Raw genomic sequence first — 17,235 nt, 5'->3', positions numbered from 1 at the left:
TACCTGCCGGCTCGAGGGGATGAACAACAAAATCAAATTGATTAAGCGCATGGCTTACGGCTACCGGGACACTGAGTACTTTTTCTTGAAGATAAAATCAGCATTCCCCGGAGATCCGCGATGAACCAAAAAAATGGGGCGCTAACCCCATAGCTGTCATTACTCTGGATGGCTCAATTGATCGCGTAATGCAATCTTTTGAGCTATCCAGTCCTGTATCTCTTGCTCTACCCATGCGACGTTGCGTGCCCCAAGTTGAACCGGCTTTGGGAATTGCTGGCATGAAAAATACTTGTACACCGTCGAACGGGCTAGACCAGTCATTGCCATCACTTGTTTAAGTTTCAATAGTCTTAACGGTTGGGTGACTGTCGTTGTCATAGCTCAAGCTCCTTGAAGTCTTGGTCAACCTCATCCTGGGTGATCCCGATATAGCGTAGAGTTACCCCCTCTGAACTGTGCCTGAGCATCTTCATGACTCGGGCAATGTCCTTGGTTGATTGGTAAAGGTGATAGCCACGGGTCTTACGCATGGAGTGAGTACCCAATGGCAGCTTCACCTCTTCGCTAACCAACTCGAACGCTTGCCCTACGGCACGCCGAGACAATGGATGTGGTGCACGCTTGTGGGATTGGCGATTACGATAGGATTGAAACAAATAGATATGTTCAGGATGTTCCTTGCGAATGCGCTCGATGATCTGAAGCGCTTTGGGGTTTAGGGGAATACTCGCTAGCTTACCGGTCTTCTGCTCCTTAAGTTGTAACCGGCCATCCTGGATATCGCTGAACTTGATAGCGAGCAGATCAGAGATCCGCAGCGCCAGGTTCAACCCGATGTTCCATACATCCGCCATCTGTTGGCTGTGATTACGGCTAAGCAAATGGCTAATCAAACGAATGGTATCGGGATCTTTCACAGCATGGACCTCTGCCATACGCAGCTTCCTTTTTTCGATTGAAATGGGGATTTTGAGAAGTTCGAAGGCCTGGAGATTACAAAAGCCCGGTTTCATGGGCTTGGTAACTTCCCAAAAGGCCAAAATGGGAAGTTAGAGAAAACGATTAGAGCCAGCCTCGTTCAGCGAACGAAACGGTCTGCTCACCAACCACAATGTGGTCGAGCACCGGTACGTCGATCAGCGCCAAGGCTGAAGACAGTTTTCCGGTGATCGCCCTATCAGCCTGTGACGGCTCCGCCACACCAGAGGGATGGTTGTGGCACAGCACCACACCGGCAGCATTAGCCAGCAATACTGCTTTAACCACTTCACGCGGGTACACGCTCGCTGCATTGATGGTGCCCCAGAACAGCAGCTCCAGTTTCATCAAACGATTCTGGGTATCCAGCAGCATTACACCGAAGACCTCACGATCAAACTGGCCGAACTTCACCTTCAGGTAATCCTTAACCGCATTGGGATTTTCGAACACGCCATCACGACTGTATTTCCGCATCAGAATGTCAGCGGCTTGCTCAAGCACCTGGTTAACGGGTTGGGGTCCTTGTTGCATGGTTCTCTCCTTCACTATCCATCACACACTAACGAAAAAAAGGAGGGCACGAGCCCTCCTTCTATCCGTCTCTCATTTACGAGTCTTGGCTTTTCGCCCAGTTGTAACCAGCAACAACACCAGCGGCGAATGCACTAGTTGCGGCGGATATCGGGAACACAACCATCGTCATCCTCCTGATTGATGTAGCAATACAAGCTCACGCCGGTAACGAAACCGGCAATAAACGGGATAGGCATAAGCCACTCCTGCATCGTTCCGAGTGATAGGCGCAGTTTGGAACGGGAAATCAACGCCCAACAGACACACGATAGGGATCTGCATGTAGATGATATATATCTTAAAAAATCTGGAATCGAGCGGCTCGGCCTAGCTAGGGCACGGCATGACAAAAATTTCACTCAGCCCTCTTCTCATGAGCAGAATCACAAGGAATACACTCATGCGATTGATTAAATTGAAAGACGTCATGTACACCACCGGCCTGGCACGATCCACCGTCTACAAGTACATGAACGAGGGAAACTTCCCGAAGCCAGTCTCTCTGGGTGAGCGCAACGTGGCATGGCTGGAGAGTGAAATCCAAGACTGGATTTTAGAGAAGATCGAGCAGCGAGATATGGCAGCGGCATAACGAACATAAATGGGAGGGTGTACCCTCCCATTTATGCCGATCGTTCTAGAGTGCTTAGCAGTAGTGATGTAAACTGATGCAGATCGCATCACAATGATGAAATAGAGAAATCGCTATATGAAATCCGTTAGAACAACCGTTTCGCTGCCATCAGAACAACATCAAGCTCTGCAGCGTTTGGCTGATGAGAATGGACTATCCATTTCTTGGATGGTCCGACAGGCCGTTGGTGAGTTTTTAGCTAATAACCATGATTTCAAACCAATAACAAAGAAAAACACACCAGGTTGCGATGGTGGAGATATGAATTAATGCACTTTTCTCCACATCAGAAAGCTTGGCTCGCGCACTCTCTCACGCTTGCGGGTAAAGCTGACGAGTCAATGACCAAAACCATTGCCAGCGCTAAAGTAGATATGAACCCTCACCAGGTTGAAGCTGCACTTTTCGCACTCGCTTCACCTCTGTCAAGCGGGGTTATTCTGGCGGATGAAGTCGGCCTAGGGAAAACCATCGAGGCAAGCCTAGTCCTTGCTCAAAAGTGGGCTGAGCGCCGCCGCAAACTTCTACTGATCGTCCCTGCGACACTTCGCAAGCAGTGGAGCCAAGAGCTTGAAGAGAAGTTTTCATTACCTTCAGTAATCATCGAAGCAAAAAGCTTCAATCAAGCGTCAAAGGAAGGCCATGCAAACCCGTTTGATATCGAAGTTTGCTCTGGGAGACCAGCCATCTGTATCTGCTCATACGAGTTTGCAGCTCGTAAAGAGGTTGAGCTTGCTCGAGTTCCTTGGGACCTAGTTGTATTGGATGAAGCTCACAAACTGCGCAACATCTATAAAAAGGATGGTGCCAAAACTGCTCGTAAGCTCGATGCGGCTCTGACAGGCAGAAAAAAAGTCCTGCTCTCAGCAACTCCTTTGCAAAACAGCATCCTTGAACTGTACGGACTCGTGTCTGTAATCGATCCACATTACTTCGGCGACTTGGGCTCGTTCAAAGCACGCTACGCAAAGCAAAACCTCGAAGAAATTGAACTGGCGTTGCTGCGCCACCGCTTGAGCAAAGTGTGTAACCGTACGCTGCGTAGACAAGTTCAGGAAGAAGGCGGGATCAGCTTTACCCGTCGCTATTCCATGACCGAAGACTTCCGCCCTACAGCGAACGAGGAGAAGCTATATCAGGAAGTATCTGAGTATCTACAAAGAGATGATTTACTCTCTATCAAGTCAGGTGCACGCCATCTTGTTACCCTAGTAATACGTAAAATTCTGGCCTCTTCGACTCATGCTGTGCAAGGCACACTGGAAACAATGATTGAGCGCTTAGAGCGCAAACAACCTTTGGTGGAAGCACTGCAGGACTATGACAATCTCGAGGATTATCAGGATGAAGAGTCGATTGAAGATGACGACCTGATCGATCCCGAAGCACTCCAAGCTGAAATTGATCTTCTAAAGGACTTCAAGAAGCTTGCAGGCAGCATCACGGGAAATGCTAAAGCTGAAGCTTTGATACGGGTGTTACAACGCGCATTTAGTAAAACTCAAGAATTGGGTGGCGCAAGAAAGGCTGTTATCTTTACCGAGTCCGTCAGAACTCAAACGTGGTTAGCCGAACTGCTTGCGGCGAATGGTTATGCCAACGAAATTGTTATGCTTAACGGCAGTAACAATGATGCGACTTCTAAAACTATTTACAAAGACTGGTTAACTGAGCACGAAGGCTCAAGTCGAATCTCTGGCTCTAAGACAGCTGATATGAAAGCTGCGCTGGTCGACAAGTTCAGAAATGACGCAACATTAATGATCTGCACCGAAGCAGGTGCAGAAGGCATTAACCTGCAATTCTGCTCATTGTTGGTCAACTACGACCTCCCATGGAACCCACAGCGAGTAGAGCAGCGCATTGGCCGTGTGCACCGCTACGGTCAGAAACATGATGTCGTCGTTGTCAACTTCATCAACAAAGGCAACCGTGCTGACGAACGAGTCTTTGAACTTCTTAGTCAAAAATTCCAGCTATTCGAAGGCGTATTTGGTGCATCTGATGAAGTTCTTGGCTCTATTGAGTCAGGTGTAGATATTGAACGCCGTATCCATGACATCTACCAGCACTGTCGAAGCGATGAGCAAATTGAAGCCGAATTTAACCAGCTGCAGGAACAGCTTAAAGACCAGCTTGAAGTGAAGGTGAACGACACACGCAAGTCTTTGCTTGAACACTTCGATGCTGACGTCGTTAGCCGACTCAATACACGCCGTGGTAAAGTGGTCAGCCAGTTATCGCACTTTCAGCAACAGCTACTACAACTCGCGCGCATGGCTTTTGCAGATAACGGCCAAGATTACTTTGAACACGAAAGTGGCTTCAGCTGGCAAGGTCAAAAGTACAACCTGAACTGGCAAGAAGCCGAAAGCCAAGATCAGCAATTTTTCCGGCTTAGTGATGGGTTGGGAGCCCACCTAGTCACCGAACTCAAAATTGCTACTTTGCCGACAGTGCATCTGTCGTTCGTATACTCACCTCAGCAAGGCCAATGGGTTGATGTTAAGAACCTGATAGGTCAAACAGGAAGCCTCAGAGTTGTGAAAGTAAGCGTTGGTTCGAGTGAGGAGCTGAGAGAGAAGCTTCTTCTCACCGCAATCACAGACAGCGGCGATAGTATTCATCCAGAAACGGTTGAACGGCTATTACAGATGCCTATCGTCACCAATGACATGCCACCAGCAGTGGTAAACCCTGACGTTTTTGAGTCTGATGAAGCCAATCAACTACAAGCCTTTATGGACATCGTTGAACGGGACAACGAGCTCTATTACGGCGAAGAGGTTGAGAAGTTAGAGCGCTGGGCAGAGGACAAGCGTATCGCGCTTGATATCCGAGTCAAACAACTAGACCAAGAGATCAAGCAAGCTAGAAAAGCATCACGGCAGTTGGCTACGCTACAAGAGAAAATGGCAGCAAAAAGAGAGCTTAAGCGACTCGAACGAGAGCGGGACACGGTCATGCTCAACTATCACGAAGAAAAGAAGAAAATTGAGCAAGAGGAAGATCGTTTGCTCGAGCAAATCGAAGCCCGCTTGGCGATGGATACTCAGCTAGAGACCATTTTCGAAGCCCGCTGGACAGTACTCAAACCGGAATTTACTGCTTAGGTCAGTTTTTTCAGAGCACTAAGCGCACAAGTAACAGAATTAGAGAGACAGTAATGAGCAGTAAGAAGCAGAAATTAGAACTGAACTGGATTGGTAAAGAAAAGCGCCCTCGTCTTGAACCTCGGATTTTTCTGGAAGATGAATCCCTGTCTTATCACGCAAGTAAGGCAGAACCGGCATTGAGCGAAGACCGCGAAGCAGGCTCAAGTGGAGCTCACGTTTATCACGACAATCTTCTGATTCATGGTGATAACTTACTAGCGCTTAAAGCACTTGAGCAAGACTATGCTGGGAAAGTGAAATGCGTTTTTATAGACCCTCCCTATAACACTGGCAGTGCTTTTGGTCACTATGATGACGGCGTAGAACATTCATTATGGCTGTCCTTAATGAGAGACAGACTTGAGCTATTGCATAAGCTACTCGATGATAGAGGCTCCATCTGGATATCTATTGACGATAATGAGATGGCCTACTTGAAAATCCTTATGGATGAGGTGTTCGGGCGGAATAATTTCGTAACAACTATTTGCTGGGAAAAGATTTACACGCTGAAAAATTCAGCTAAGTACTTCTCAGCTATGCATGACTTTGTATTGGTTTACGCCAAAAACATCGAGAAGTTTGAGATGAACCAGCTTCCAAGGACAGAGAAGCAAAACAAAAACTTTAAAAATCCAGACAATGACAGTAGAGGTCCCTGGATTGACAGTGCAATGCATGCCAGAAACTTTTACAGTAAAGGCTCTTATGAAGTGCAAAGTCCCTCCGGTAAATCCTTTACACCACCTCCCGGTAGATACTGGTCAGTATCAAAGGAAAATTTCAACGCCTTGGATCTAGATAATCGAGTCTGGTGGGGTAAGGACGGAAGCAATGCCCCAAGGAAAAAGACTTTTTTGACTGAGGTGAAACAAGGTGTTGTGCCTGGAACAATCTGGGGATATGAGGAATCTGGTCAGAATGCTGAAGCGAAAAATGAAATCAAAGCGCTTTTTGCTGATGAAGGGGGAGTTTTCATCACCCCAAAACCTGAAAAACTCTTGCAGCGTGTGATAACAATTGCAACAAATCCAGATGATATTGTTTTGGATTCGTTCGCTGGCACAGGGACCACTGGAGCGGTCGCCCAAAAAATGGGACGTCGATGGATTATGGTCGAACTCGGTGAGCATTGCGAAACTCATGTTGCGCCTCGTATGAAGAAAGTTGCTTCCGGTGAAGACCAAGGTGGCATTTCTAAGTCTGTCAGCTGGCAAGGTGGCGGTGGCTTCCGCTACCTTCGTCTAGCACCTTCACTTCTCAAAAAAGATGAATGGGGCAACTGGATCATCAACAAAGAGTATAACGCCGATATGCTGGCGGCAGCGATGTGTAAACATATGGGGTTTACCTACGCACCAAGCGACCAGCAGTTCTGGAACCACGGCTTCAGCACTGAAACCGACTTTATCTACATCACCACTGGCTCTCTGGCGTATGACCAACTCAAGCGCATTAGCGAAGAAGTCGGTACCGAACGTACTCTGCTAATCTGCTGCAAAGCCTTTATGAGTGAAGGGGCAGACTTCCCAAACCTAACCATCAAGAAGATCCCACAAGCAATTCTTAGCAAGTGCGAATGGGACAACGATGACTACAGCTTCACCCTGAATGTATTGCCAGATCCTGAAGAAGATGAGCAAGAGGAAGAAATGGATGACTGACACTTTGTTCCAACACGGAAGTGAGTGGGTGCGTGCAGATTTCCATCTGCACACTCGCAAGGATAAGCAGTTTAAGTATCAGGGTGAAGACGACCGTTTTATTGCTGACTATGTTGATGGCCTAACAGCAGCTGAGATCCGTGTGGGTGCCATTACCAACCACAATAAATTTGATCTCGCCGAGTTCAAAGCGCTGCGCAAGCGGGCTAGAAAGCAGCAAGTCCATTTACTACCCGGCGTAGAGCTCTCTGTCGGTGATGGTAACAACGGTATCCACACTTTGGTCCTCTTCAGTGATGAATGGCTCGAAGGTGGTGATCACATCAACGCCTTTTTGACTGGTACCTTTCAAGGCAAAACTCCAGAGCAATATGAACATGAAGATGGCCGTAGCGCTGAATCTCTGAACCAAACGATTAGACGGCTGGAAGAATCGCACAAAGACTACTTTTTAGTCTTCGCTCATGTTGAAAACAAGAGTGGGCTATGGAATGAGCTTGGCGGTGGCCGTTTAATGGAACTTGGCAATGACCCTTGGTTCAAGCGGCGCACTCTAGGTTTTCAACAAGTACGCACCCGCAACAAACTGAATCAAACCGGTGTCCCCTGCGCCGCAAAAGTAAAGCAGCACCTTGATGACTGGTACCCAGCAGAGGTTGAGGGTAGCGATCCGAAACAGATTAGCGAGATCGGTAAAGGTAAAAAGTCATACCTCAAAATCGGGGAATTCAGCTTCGACGCCATCAAATTCGCTCTTGCTGATCACCAAGCTCGTGTCTCTAAAGACCCACAGCCTTACAAACATTCATATATCAGGAAAATCAGCTTTGAGGGCGCTGGCGCACTGGGTGGTTCAAGCATTCAGTTTTCGCCAGAGCTGAATACGTTGATCGGAATTCGAGGTAGCGGTAAGTCCTCGCTATTAGAGGCTATACGCTATGCGCTAAACATACAGTTTGGTAAAAAGGCGACTGACAAAGAGTACAAAGAGAACCTTGTGCAGCACCAGCTCGGCAGTGGTGGAAAAATCATCGTTGATGCTGTAAGTACTCGTGGTCAGACCTACCAAGTCAGTCGGATCTTAGGACAAGCACCTGACGTACTGATGAACGACCAAATACAGCAAGGCGTAGCTATTCAGGAGACTGTTCTTCGCAATCCGATCTACTTCGGCCAGAAAGATCTGTCCAGCACAGGTGAAGGCTTTGAGAAAGACCTGATCGATAAACTGATGGGGGACGCAATTACCCCTGTGCAGGAAAAAGTTAAAATTCAGCGCCAAGCAGTGCTTGAGGCAATCCGACAAATCAAAGCTCTGAAGCAAGACCGCACCCAATTGCACGCTTGGAAACAAAAAAAACAGAATGCTGAACATCAGCTCAAGTTCTACCAGGAGCACGGTGTTGAAGAAAAGCTACAAAAACAGCTCAATTTTGACCAGGATGAGCGCAAGCTGCGAGATGCGATTGATAGCGCAAAGGGTTTTTCCACCGCACTAGGCGAGTTAATCACCGATCACCAACAGGATCTAACCGCGCTTCAAGCTTATGTATCTAAAGAAAATGCTGACTTCTTTGCCGAGTTTTCCGGTCTATATGCTCAGGTAGTTACTCAGCTAAATAATCTAAGCTCAGCTGAACAGGCAACTATCCCTGCGATTGAAGCCATTCAGCAAAAGTTCGAACAATTCCAGTACGCCAAACGTCAGCTAAAAGAAGAGTTTGCAGCTATCGAGCGTGAGTTAGCTCAGCAATTGCAACAGGGTGGCAACTACTCCATTCGCACCGATGAATTTAAACGTCTAAAGACCCAAGTAGCCCAGGCAGACAAAGCGATCCAGTTCCTAGAGAAAAGCGATGACCGCCATGCCGAACTGAGGCAAACACTCACTGACGCTCTTGAGCAACTAGAAGTGCTGTACCGTTCTGAGTTTGAACTTATTGAAGAGCGCTTGGCCGATGTCAATAAGGAGAGTGACGCGCTGCAAATCAAAGCGACTTACAAAATCGACAAAACAGCAATGCTGGCTCACATGCAGGAGCAGTTTCGAGGCAGCAGATTGCAAGGAAGCACGCTTCAAGGATTAGTAGAGCAATATGCTGACTTTGCAGAGATGCGTAACAATTGGCAAGAACTAACCAAATCGCTCAATAGCGCTGAGACGTTTACAAAGTTCTTCGAAGACAACCTGGAAGCACTTTTGACCTATCAGGTTCCTAACAAGTACCTCATTGAGTACCACAATCAGCCTTTGCAACATCACTCTTTGGGACAACGCGCTTCAGCTTTGATGTTGTTCATCTTGGGACAGCAAGACAATGATGTGGTAATTATCGATCAACCTGAAGATGACCTTGATAATCAGACCATCTATCACGAAGTGATCACTTTGGTACGTAGGCTCAAGCCACAAACTCAGTTCATCTTTGCAACCCACAATGCAAACATTCCGGTTTTGGGAGATTCCGAACAAGTCATCACTTGTGCCTACATTGGCAAAAATGGCTCAAACGGCATTATTCAGACTGAATCTGGCAGTATCGACAACAAAGCGATGCAAGAGCACATTGTCACCATTATGGAAGGTGGTAAAGAGGCGTTTGAAAAACGCAAGCAGGTGTATGAAGCATGGAAACATTAGGGTTAATTGAAATTATTGGTCGTGGTGAAGACAGTCACCACCAGTTCAAGGAACGCTTGAACAAAGCCAAAGAAATCGCCAAAGACCTCATTGCCTTTAATAACACAGAGGGCGGCTATCTGCTTGTCGGCGTATCTGACGACTATGAAGTTAAAGGCCTTTCTCCCGACGAACTCGAGCAAGCGAACCGGTTGATCGCTGATGCAGCCACCAACAATGTTCGCCCCCCCATCAACATCATCTCCGAGAATGTCGAACATCCCGATGGGATGGTTATCGTCGTCAGAGTCGAAAAAGGTCTTCGGCCCTGTGCCGATAATGATGGGCGGATCTGGGTGAAAAATGGCTCTGACAAACGCGCGGTGACTGCCATCGAAGAGATGCAGCGCATGTTTCAAGCTGCTGCTTTGGTACATGCTGATGAGGTCTCAGTCGAGAATACATCGGTAAATGACATCGATACCGGTTTCTTTGCAGATTTCTATCAACGGCGACTGCAAGAAGAGTTGGATCCAGCAGAAGACCTAAGCGGCGTATTAGAGTCAATGAACTTGCTCAAGGATGACAAGCTCAACCTCTCTGGCACTTTGATGTTCGCTAGAAACCCGCAAGTGAAAAAGCCTGCTTTCATCGTCAAAGCGGTTTGTTTTCCTGGTACAGAGATTACTGAGCAAGAATATATCGATAGCAGAGACCTAAGCGGAAAACTCGCAGATCTATTGACCAATGGTAAGAGTTTTGTACTCAATAACATCCATCACCGCCAAGATGAACAAAGCGTAAATTCTGTCGGTGAGCCTGAAATCCCAGCCATCGTGTTTGAAGAGCTAATTGCTAATGCTCTGATTCACAGAGACTATTTCATCTCGGCGCCCATTCGACTGTTCGTCTTCAGAGATCGCATCGAGATCATTAGCCCTGGGCACCTGCCTAATAACCTGACCGTTGAAAACATTGTGAATGGGAATTCAAACCACAGGAACCCAATCATTGCCTCGTTTGCTCCCTTCGCAATGTCGTTTAGAGGAATTGGCAGTGGCATTCGTCGCGCACTGGTAGCTTGGCCAGATATCGAATTCATCGACGATAGGGCCGGAAACAAGTTCACCGCAGTCATCAGGCGCACCCAATAGGTAAAAAACATGGCATCAGAACATCAAAAAATAGCCAATCAGGTAAAAGCGCGGCTATCTCTACGCACTCCTCAGAAAGACTCTCTGCAGATTCTGTGCGATATCTTAGAGCAGTTGGAGCTGACAAAAGATCCTGACCTCAAAAGTTGGTTAAACATTATCCGTTCTAGCTACCCAACGGTGAAAAAGTTTGAACGCGATTTCCCATCGCTGTGCTTTGCCCTAGCTACTGGCGTAGGTAAAACACGTTTGATGGGGGCGATGGTTGCTTGGCTATACCTAACTGGTCGTAGCCGCCACTTTTTTATTCTGGCACCAAACCTAACGATCTATGAGAAGCTGAAAAGTGACTTCCTGATGGGCAGCCCAAAGTATGTCTTTCAAGGAATTCCAGAGCTAGTACAGACCCCGCCAGTCATCATCACTGGTGATGACTACGAAGATGGTCGAGGCGTTCGCCTCGATTATGCCGTTGCTGAAACGATGACCGGTGATCTGTTTGGCGGTGAAGAAGCTGCGCACATCAATATTTTCAATATCTCCAAGATCAACGCTAAAGAAAACAAAAAAGGAGCTAAGAAGTCCAAAGACCCCAAAATGCGCAGGCTACAGGAGTATATCGGCGATTCTTACTTCAACTACTTGGCAGAGCTGCCAGATCTGGTCGTGATCATGGATGAAGCGCATCGCTACTATGCCAGTGCGGGCGCAAAGGCATTGAATGATCTAAACCCAGTCTTAGGAATCGAGCTGACAGCTACGCCTAAGACTGTCGGTGCTCGTCCTCGAGAGTTCAACAACATCATCTATCACTACCCGTTAGCCAAAGCGCTTAACGACGGATATGTGAAGATGCCAGCAGTCGCAACACGCAAGGACTTTGTTGCAAGTGAGTACACTCCAGACCGACTTGAGCAAATCAAATTGGAAGACGGCATCCACCACCATGAGTACGTCAAAACTGAGCTCGCAAGCTTTGCTAATAATACCGGCTCTAAGTCTGTAAAACCGTTTATGCTGGTGGTCGCTCAAGATACCGTGCATGCCGAACAGCTAAAGAAGCAGATAGAAGATGATGCCTTCTTTGAGGGAAGCTACAAGGGCAAAGTGATCACCGTTCACTCGAACCAAACTGGCGAAGAGTCTGAGGAAACAACACAGCGCCTCTTGGAAGTGGAGCACGACAAACATACTGAAATCGTAATCCACGTTAACAAGCTTAAAGAGGGTTGGGATGTTACAAATCTCTATACAATTGTCCCGCTGCGAGCTTCTGCTTCTGAGATCTTAACCGAACAAACCATCGGCCGTGGATTGCGTCTACCTTACGGCAAGCGAACAGGTGTCGAAGCAGTAGATCGTTTGACCATTATCGCTCACGATAGATTCCAGGAGATTATTGACCAGGCCAACAATCAAGAATCGATCATCAAAAAGACTCTTTATATTGGTTCTGACGATGACGAGAACGGAATTCCAGAGAAGGCTCCTCAGCAGATCTACAGTCCTTCAGTAGCCGACATTGCTCTAGGCAATAGACCTACACTCACGCACGGCAATGAGGTTAAAGAGGCACCCGGAGCATGGAACCCATCCCCCAACACTAAAACCCCAGCAGAGTCCGAGAGCGCAGAGGTTAGTGCAACTAAGAAAAAAGTTGCGGATTTGACGCTTGCTATTGTCAGCGAGGAAGCCAAACGCTTAAACAGCAGCCAACAGTTAAAAGACCCGAGCGTAAAAGCAACAATCCAGAAAAAAGTTCAAGACGCCAGCAAAGAGTTATACATTGCGACTAGCAGCACTACCGAAGATACAGATACACCAGATGGTGTAGTCACAGCAAAGATTCAGCCGTCGTTATTAAAAGACAATGAGATTGAGCAAATTGTTGGTGACATCGCTGACACGTTATCTGAGCTAACTATTGATATTCCACAAATCGTGATCTTGCCCGAGCGAGATGTTAACTACGGCTTCGAAAACTTTGATCTAACTGGGTTGGACCGCATTGCGCTCAAGCCTGGCAGCAAGGCTCTATTGCTTAGAAACCTAGAAAACGATGAGTCCGATACGATCTCATGGGAGACCGGTAGCGCATCAGAAGAGCGTCTGGAAAACTATCTTGTGCGCAACTTAATGGACCACGACGAGATTGACTACGATGAACATGCCGGACTGCTCTACAAACTGTCAGGCCAAATGGTTGAGCACCTGCAGAGCTATCTTAACGAACAAGACATCGAAGGCTTACTAAAAACAGCTGGTAAGACAATGTCTGACTTTATCTGGTCGCAGATGAGGCAGCATATGCGAACCACGCCTACAGGTTACTACGGAAAGCTAACCAAAGGCTTTGATATCCTGCGCCCAGCAACCTTCACATTTGCCAGCAGCGAACAACCAAGACACTTTGATTCTGCGCTCGCTCCTGGTGAGAAAAGCAAAGTAAGACAGATGGTTTTCACAGGTTTCAAACGCTGTTGCTACCCATTCCAAAAGTTTGACTCGGTAGACGGTGAGTTGCGGTTAGCACAAGCTCTCGAGCATGATACTGAAGTCCTAAAGTGGATGAAGCCTAGTACCGGTCAATTCCGAATCGAATACCAGAATGGCCAAAACTACGAACCTGACTTTGTCGTTGAAACTAAAAAGGAGTTCCTTCTGCTAGAGCCTAAAAAAGCCTCTGAAGTGGAATCTCCAGATGTTGTAGCGAAAGCTCGTGCAGCGGCTCGCTGGTGCTCTTATGCAAATGCACACGCTAAAGAGTCTGGCGGCAAGCAGTGGCGCTATGCATTGATTCCACACGATGCAATCACAGTATCGATGACGGCTGAAGGTCTAGCTGACAAATATGAGTTTCAAGCCTGACAACAATGGACGTCTGGGCGGCCGGCATATTCAAAGGCCGTCCAGGCTTACCTAATTGGGTAGCAAAGTGGGTAGTAATTTAGACAAGCGATCTACGCAAACAGCCTTAGGTGCCTCTTAAATAGGACGGCAGCAGTATAATCAATATTAAGATCCAGAACATCGAGTAATGCCCATTTGTAAGGCATAACGACAAAAGCCGCTGTAATAGCGGCTTTTTAGTTTTTCTCGGTACGTGATTACTGCCTAGAGCGAATGAACAGCAGCATCGGCATCATCACAACAAACATCACTCCAATTAGCTGGAAGGTGTGCACGAAGGCCACCATCTGTGACTGCTGATGCAGCATAGACTGGTACTGTTCCAATGCTAATGGATCGGTGATGGATAGCCCCTGAGAGTGAGCCCAATCCCTAAGGTTTTGGCTGTATGGGTTAATGCCTTCGCTCAGCGCATGCCACTGCTGTTGGCCGTCTCGATATTGATAGGTTGTGGCAATGGATATGCCAAATGCACTGCCTATGGTACGGAACAGGTTGAAGATACTGGCTCCGGCGACGGAGTGGTCTTGCGGCAAAGTCAGATAGGCTAAGGTTGATAACGTGGAGAAGGTTAACCCCAAGCCAACACCTTGGATCATACTTGGCATCACAATCCAAAAGACATCAATCTCCAGCGAGTAGCGGGTCATCAAATAGCTGCCCAAACCAATGCAAGACAAGCCAAAGACAATCTTCAATCTAGGGTCAAACTGCGGATTGAGCTTAATTACCAAAATCAGCATGGCCGCCGACGCTAAGCCTCGGGGCGCCATTAACATTCCCGTAGTCGACACTGGGTAATTCAGCAGACTTTCGAGCAACATCGGCTGCTGAGTGGTCAGGCCAAACATCGCCATCGATACAACGGCGATCATCAGCGACGATACCATCAAATTACGATCTTTTAGCAGCCATAACGGTGCAATTGGGCTTTTGGTGCGCCAACTGCGGTAGAACCACATAATCAGACCCATGATGGCCAGCAAAATCGCCGTTTGGATCACCCGAGAATTAATCCAATCCTCGTCATTGCCCTTATCCAACACAAACTGAAGGGCCCCGACACCCAACGCCATGTAACCAATGATCCACCAGTCAAAATTAGGCTTGGTCTTGTTACAGATGTGAATGTAGCGATAGATAAGCGCTGTACACACTAGGCCGAATGGCAGATTGACGTAGAAGATCCAGCGCCAGTTGATGTTATCGGTGATCACGCCGCCCACCACAGGGCCAAGGATTGGCCCCAGCAGAATGCCGATGGAGAAAATCGCCATCGCTTTGCCTTTCTGCTCCGACGGGTAGATCTGCACCAACATCGACTGCGCCAATGGAATCACCGAAGCGCCAAAGGCGCCTTGGACAATTCGAAACAGCACCATCTCTTCTAAAGATTGCGCCTGTCCACACAGGGCACTGGCAAACACAAAGCCGATCACCGCAACCAGCATCACCCTGCGTTCGCCAAATCTCGACACCCAGAAACTGGTCATCGGGATAAAGATCGCTTCCGCCATGCTGTAGCCGGTCAGCACCCAGGTGACCTGATCCGCCGTAGCCCCGAGCGCCCCCATCATGTGCGACAGCGACACGTTGGCCACCGTCATATCAATCAGCACCATGATGGCTGACAGCATGATGGCGACGGTGGCAACTCCCCGCTTATCGGCAGGAATGGCAGTGTTCATCGGTAGTTACTTTTTAAATCTACAGTCACCTCAACACTGGCACCGACACGCAGCTGAGGGGCATCATCCGGCACCACCAAACTTAAGCGCACTGGGAAGCGCTGTTTGATTTTCACCCAGTTACCGGTGGCATTTTCCGGTGGCATTAAGGAGAACGCGGTGCCACTGGCTGGCGACAACTGCTCAACCGTTGCCTGCCACGTGATATCCGGATACATGTCGATTCGCACTTCGGCAATCTGACCAGGTTTAATGTAGGTAAGATCCGTCTCTTTAAAGTTAGCTCGCACCCAGTAACTGTCTTTGATGATCACCGGAAACAGGGTCTGGCCGATAGACACGATCGAGCCTTTATGAGCCCCAATTTCACCGGCTAAGCCATCCACTGGCGAGGTGATTTCGGTGTAGCTGAGGTTAAGCTCAGCCTGCGCCAACTGAGCGGCCGCTTGCTGAACGACGGCTGCCTCTGCGCCCTCTTGGCCTCGATTGGCGATGGCTTTCTCTACTGAGGCCCGCGCCTGCTCTAAGCTAGCTTGAGCGTTGGCGAGTTTGTTCTTAACCTGATCCAAGTCCTGTGCAGAGGCCAGCTTTTGCTTCACTAGGGCATCGGTTCGCTTAAATTCCGCTTGGGCTTCCGTCAAATTTGAACGGGCAGCGTCCAGACCAGCAACGGCTTCCGTTACCTGCTTGTCAGCCACATCGTGTTGCTGCACCGCCAACTGATAGGCTGCTTCCGCTTGTTTAACAGCTAACAGATAAGGGCGCTGGTCAATCTTCAGCAACAAATCCCCTTTGTTGATTTTTTGGAAGTCCTTAACTTCAACAGAGACGATCTGGCCTTGAACCTGAGGCGCAACGGAGAGAATTTTAGCCCGAACATACGCATCTTCGGTGCTTGGGTGGCTATCTGAGTATTGCCACGACCAATACATCGCGCCAAACGCCAGCATGCAGATCAGCAGGAAGACGAGTTGGGTGATGGTTATCTTAGAGGAGGGTTGATTGTCGAGTTCGTCGTTCATTTACGTTGTCCAATAGTACGTTAGCCTAGCTATTGTAGGCCTTTACTGGGCTTCAGACACTAAAACGATGCGTCGGTTTCATTGAGCAGCCTACTTGGTTGTTTCAAGGATCTTTTAATTACTAAGCTAAATAAGCTCATCTTTGTCGTGCGCAACGAGGCTTGCCCATGGATTAAGAAACCGGCATAAAAATATGGTAAGCATAATAACTAAGGCCGAAGCGCTAAACTCTCCGAAATAATTATTAAATGACTTATAGAAAAAGAAATATACTATTGGGGTTAAAAGCAAAGGAAACAATAGTCCGGACTTGACGCTAGGCTGCATCATATATCTGCAACGCGGACATTCAATAACATCATTAAATATTAATTTTGATGTTATTTCAAGCCCAAGCTTCATATTACAATTTGGACATTTATTCCTCAATTCCATATACACCTCCAAATAAAAATGTGTCAGCAATTGCTGACACATTATTTATACTACCCAAAAATCTTCTTATACAACCAACTACCAGCTTTCTCTCCATAATACACGGCAATAACGCCAGCTAAAATTTGAACAAATCCACCTTGAACTTCACGCAAATCTTCATAACTTAACTCTTTCATATCAGCTCCCATTCTCATGCTCTTTAAGAGCGCCTAATGCAGCTCCAGCAGCGGCGTATTGAGTAACGGTCCTTACTAATTTATAGGCTTTATAAGCTCTATATGCCCCGTAACCTATCCAGAATAATGAAACAATGCCACCATTCACACTTTTCACTTCATTCAAACTTAGTTCACGCATATCAAAAACCCCATTTACTGATGATATGAAAATAGA

The 17,235-nt window shown here is 47.6% G+C and carries 15 protein-coding genes; 8 read left to right on the top strand and 7 right to left on the bottom strand.

Annotated features, from left to right (window positions below):
- The coding region (locus FCL42_RS17505; RefSeq protein WP_136862280.1) for a transposase at positions 1–124 on the top strand (124 nt) is incomplete at its 5' end.
- A gap of 35 nt (positions 125–159) precedes the next feature.
- Here FCL42_RS17505 and FCL42_RS17500 read toward each other — a convergent pair.
- The 3 genes from FCL42_RS17500 to FCL42_RS17490 form a co-directional block, all read right to left on the bottom strand.
- Positions 160–381 (bottom strand): helix-turn-helix transcriptional regulator, encoded by a 222-nt coding sequence (locus tag FCL42_RS17500; protein ID WP_136864727.1) that lies wholly within the window; start codon positions 379–381, stop codon positions 160–162.
- Positions 378–938: a tyrosine-type recombinase/integrase gene (locus FCL42_RS17495; RefSeq protein WP_136864726.1), complete on the bottom strand. Its 561-nt coding sequence runs from the start codon at positions 936–938 to the stop codon at positions 378–380. The genes FCL42_RS17500 and FCL42_RS17495 overlap by 4 nt, the downstream gene beginning before the upstream one ends.
- A 127-nt stretch (positions 939–1,065) precedes the next feature.
- Positions 1,066–1,515, bottom strand: a complete 450-nt coding sequence (locus tag FCL42_RS17490; RefSeq protein WP_136864725.1) for a JAB domain-containing protein — start codon at positions 1,513–1,515, stop codon at positions 1,066–1,068.
- A 442-nt stretch (positions 1,516–1,957) separates the two neighbouring features.
- Here FCL42_RS17490 and FCL42_RS17485 point away from each other — a divergent pair, with 442 nt between their 5' ends.
- From FCL42_RS17485 to FCL42_RS17455, 7 genes are all read left to right on the top strand, one after another.
- Positions 1,958–2,149, top strand: a complete 192-nt coding sequence (locus FCL42_RS17485) for an AlpA family transcriptional regulator (protein ID WP_136864724.1) — start codon at positions 1,958–1,960, stop codon at positions 2,147–2,149.
- A gap of 117 nt (positions 2,150–2,266) precedes the next feature.
- The gene (locus FCL42_RS17480) at positions 2,267–2,461 is read left to right on the top strand and encodes a ribbon-helix-helix domain-containing protein (protein ID WP_136864723.1); all 195 of its coding nucleotides are present in this window, start codon (positions 2,267–2,269) and stop codon (positions 2,459–2,461) included.
- A gap of 71 nt (positions 2,462–2,532) precedes the next feature.
- Positions 2,533–5,304: an SNF2-related protein gene (locus FCL42_RS17475; protein ID WP_229359899.1), complete on the top strand. Its 2,772-nt coding sequence runs from the start codon at positions 2,533–2,535 to the stop codon at positions 5,302–5,304.
- Positions 5,305–5,357: 53 nt separating this feature from the next.
- The gene (locus FCL42_RS17470) at positions 5,358–7,010 is read left to right on the top strand and encodes a site-specific DNA-methyltransferase (protein ID WP_136864721.1); all 1,653 of its coding nucleotides are present in this window, start codon (positions 5,358–5,360) and stop codon (positions 7,008–7,010) included.
- Complete coding sequence (locus tag FCL42_RS17465; protein WP_136864720.1) at positions 7,003–9,651, top strand: TrlF family AAA-like ATPase; 2,649 nt, start codon at positions 7,003–7,005, stop codon at positions 9,649–9,651. Before FCL42_RS17470 ends, FCL42_RS17465 begins: the two co-directional genes overlap by 8 nt.
- The gene (locus FCL42_RS17460; protein WP_136864719.1) at positions 9,639–10,784 is read left to right on the top strand and encodes an RNA-binding domain-containing protein; all 1,146 of its coding nucleotides are present in this window, start codon (positions 9,639–9,641) and stop codon (positions 10,782–10,784) included. The genes FCL42_RS17465 and FCL42_RS17460 overlap by 13 nt, the downstream gene beginning before the upstream one ends.
- Before the next feature lie 9 nt (positions 10,785–10,793).
- Positions 10,794–13,652, top strand: a complete 2,859-nt coding sequence (locus FCL42_RS17455) for a DEAD/DEAH box helicase (RefSeq protein WP_136864718.1) — start codon at positions 10,794–10,796, stop codon at positions 13,650–13,652.
- A gap of 239 nt (positions 13,653–13,891) precedes the next feature.
- Here FCL42_RS17455 and FCL42_RS17450 read toward each other — a convergent pair whose 3' ends face one another.
- The 4 genes from FCL42_RS17450 to FCL42_RS17440 form a co-directional block, all read right to left on the bottom strand.
- Positions 13,892–15,382 (bottom strand): MDR family MFS transporter, encoded by a 1,491-nt coding sequence (locus FCL42_RS17450; protein ID WP_136864717.1) that lies wholly within the window; start codon positions 15,380–15,382, stop codon positions 13,892–13,894.
- On the bottom strand, positions 15,379–16,404 hold the full coding sequence (locus tag FCL42_RS17445) for an HlyD family secretion protein (RefSeq protein WP_136864716.1): 1,026 nt from the start codon (positions 16,402–16,404) through the stop codon (positions 15,379–15,381). The genes FCL42_RS17450 and FCL42_RS17445 overlap by 4 nt, the downstream gene beginning before the upstream one ends.
- Before the next feature lie 485 nt (positions 16,405–16,889).
- A complete protein-coding gene (locus tag FCL42_RS22015; RefSeq protein ID WP_267873244.1) occupies positions 16,890–17,018 on the bottom strand; it encodes a hypothetical protein in 129 nt (42 codons plus the stop codon).
- Between the two features lies 1 nt (position 17,019).
- Positions 17,020–17,199 carry a hypothetical protein gene (locus tag FCL42_RS17440; RefSeq protein ID WP_136864715.1) on the bottom strand — a complete coding sequence of 60 codons (180 nt, stop codon included), beginning with the start codon at positions 17,197–17,199 and terminating at the stop codon, positions 17,020–17,022.
- Positions 17,200–17,235: the final 36 nt, after the last annotated feature.

It is taken from the genome of Ferrimonas aestuarii (assembly GCF_005116665.1).
GTDB lineage: Bacteria > Pseudomonadota > Gammaproteobacteria > Enterobacterales > Shewanellaceae > Ferrimonas > Ferrimonas aestuarii.
This window is presented reverse-complemented; position numbering and strand designations above follow the sequence as displayed.

Bases quoted from the DNA above. Each gene is read 5' to 3' on its own strand.
- FCL42_RS17500 (WP_136864727.1), bottom strand. From the start codon at position 381: ATGACAACGACAGTCACCCAACCGTTAAGACTATTGAAACTTAAACAA.
- FCL42_RS17495 (WP_136864726.1), bottom strand. From the start codon at position 938: ATGGCAGAGGTCCATGCTGTGAAAGATCCCGATACCATTCGTTTGATT.
- FCL42_RS17490 (WP_136864725.1), bottom strand. From the start codon at position 1,515: ATGCAACAAGGACCCCAACCCGTTAACCAGGTGCTTGAGCAAGCCGCT.
- FCL42_RS17485 (WP_136864724.1), top strand. From the start codon at position 1,958: ATGCGATTGATTAAATTGAAAGACGTCATGTACACCACCGGCCTGGCA.
- FCL42_RS17480 (WP_136864723.1), top strand. From the start codon at position 2,267: ATGAAATCCGTTAGAACAACCGTTTCGCTGCCATCAGAACAACATCAA.
- FCL42_RS17475 (WP_229359899.1), top strand. From the start codon at position 2,533: ATGACCAAAACCATTGCCAGCGCTAAAGTAGATATGAACCCTCACCAG.
- FCL42_RS17470 (WP_136864721.1), top strand. From the start codon at position 5,358: ATGAGCAGTAAGAAGCAGAAATTAGAACTGAACTGGATTGGTAAAGAA.
- FCL42_RS17465 (WP_136864720.1), top strand. From the start codon at position 7,003: ATGACTGACACTTTGTTCCAACACGGAAGTGAGTGGGTGCGTGCAGAT.
- FCL42_RS17460 (WP_136864719.1), top strand. From the start codon at position 9,639: ATGGAAACATTAGGGTTAATTGAAATTATTGGTCGTGGTGAAGACAGT.
- FCL42_RS17455 (WP_136864718.1), top strand. From the start codon at position 10,794: ATGGCATCAGAACATCAAAAAATAGCCAATCAGGTAAAAGCGCGGCTA.
- FCL42_RS17450 (WP_136864717.1), bottom strand. From the start codon at position 15,382: ATGAACACTGCCATTCCTGCCGATAAGCGGGGAGTTGCCACCGTCGCC.
- FCL42_RS17445 (WP_136864716.1), bottom strand. From the start codon at position 16,404: ATGAACGACGAACTCGACAATCAACCCTCCTCTAAGATAACCATCACC.
- FCL42_RS22015 (WP_267873244.1), bottom strand. From the start codon at position 17,018: ATGAAAGAGTTAAGTTATGAAGATTTGCGTGAAGTTCAAGGTGGATTT.
- FCL42_RS17440 (WP_136864715.1), bottom strand. From the start codon at position 17,199: ATGCGTGAACTAAGTTTGAATGAAGTGAAAAGTGTGAATGGTGGCATT.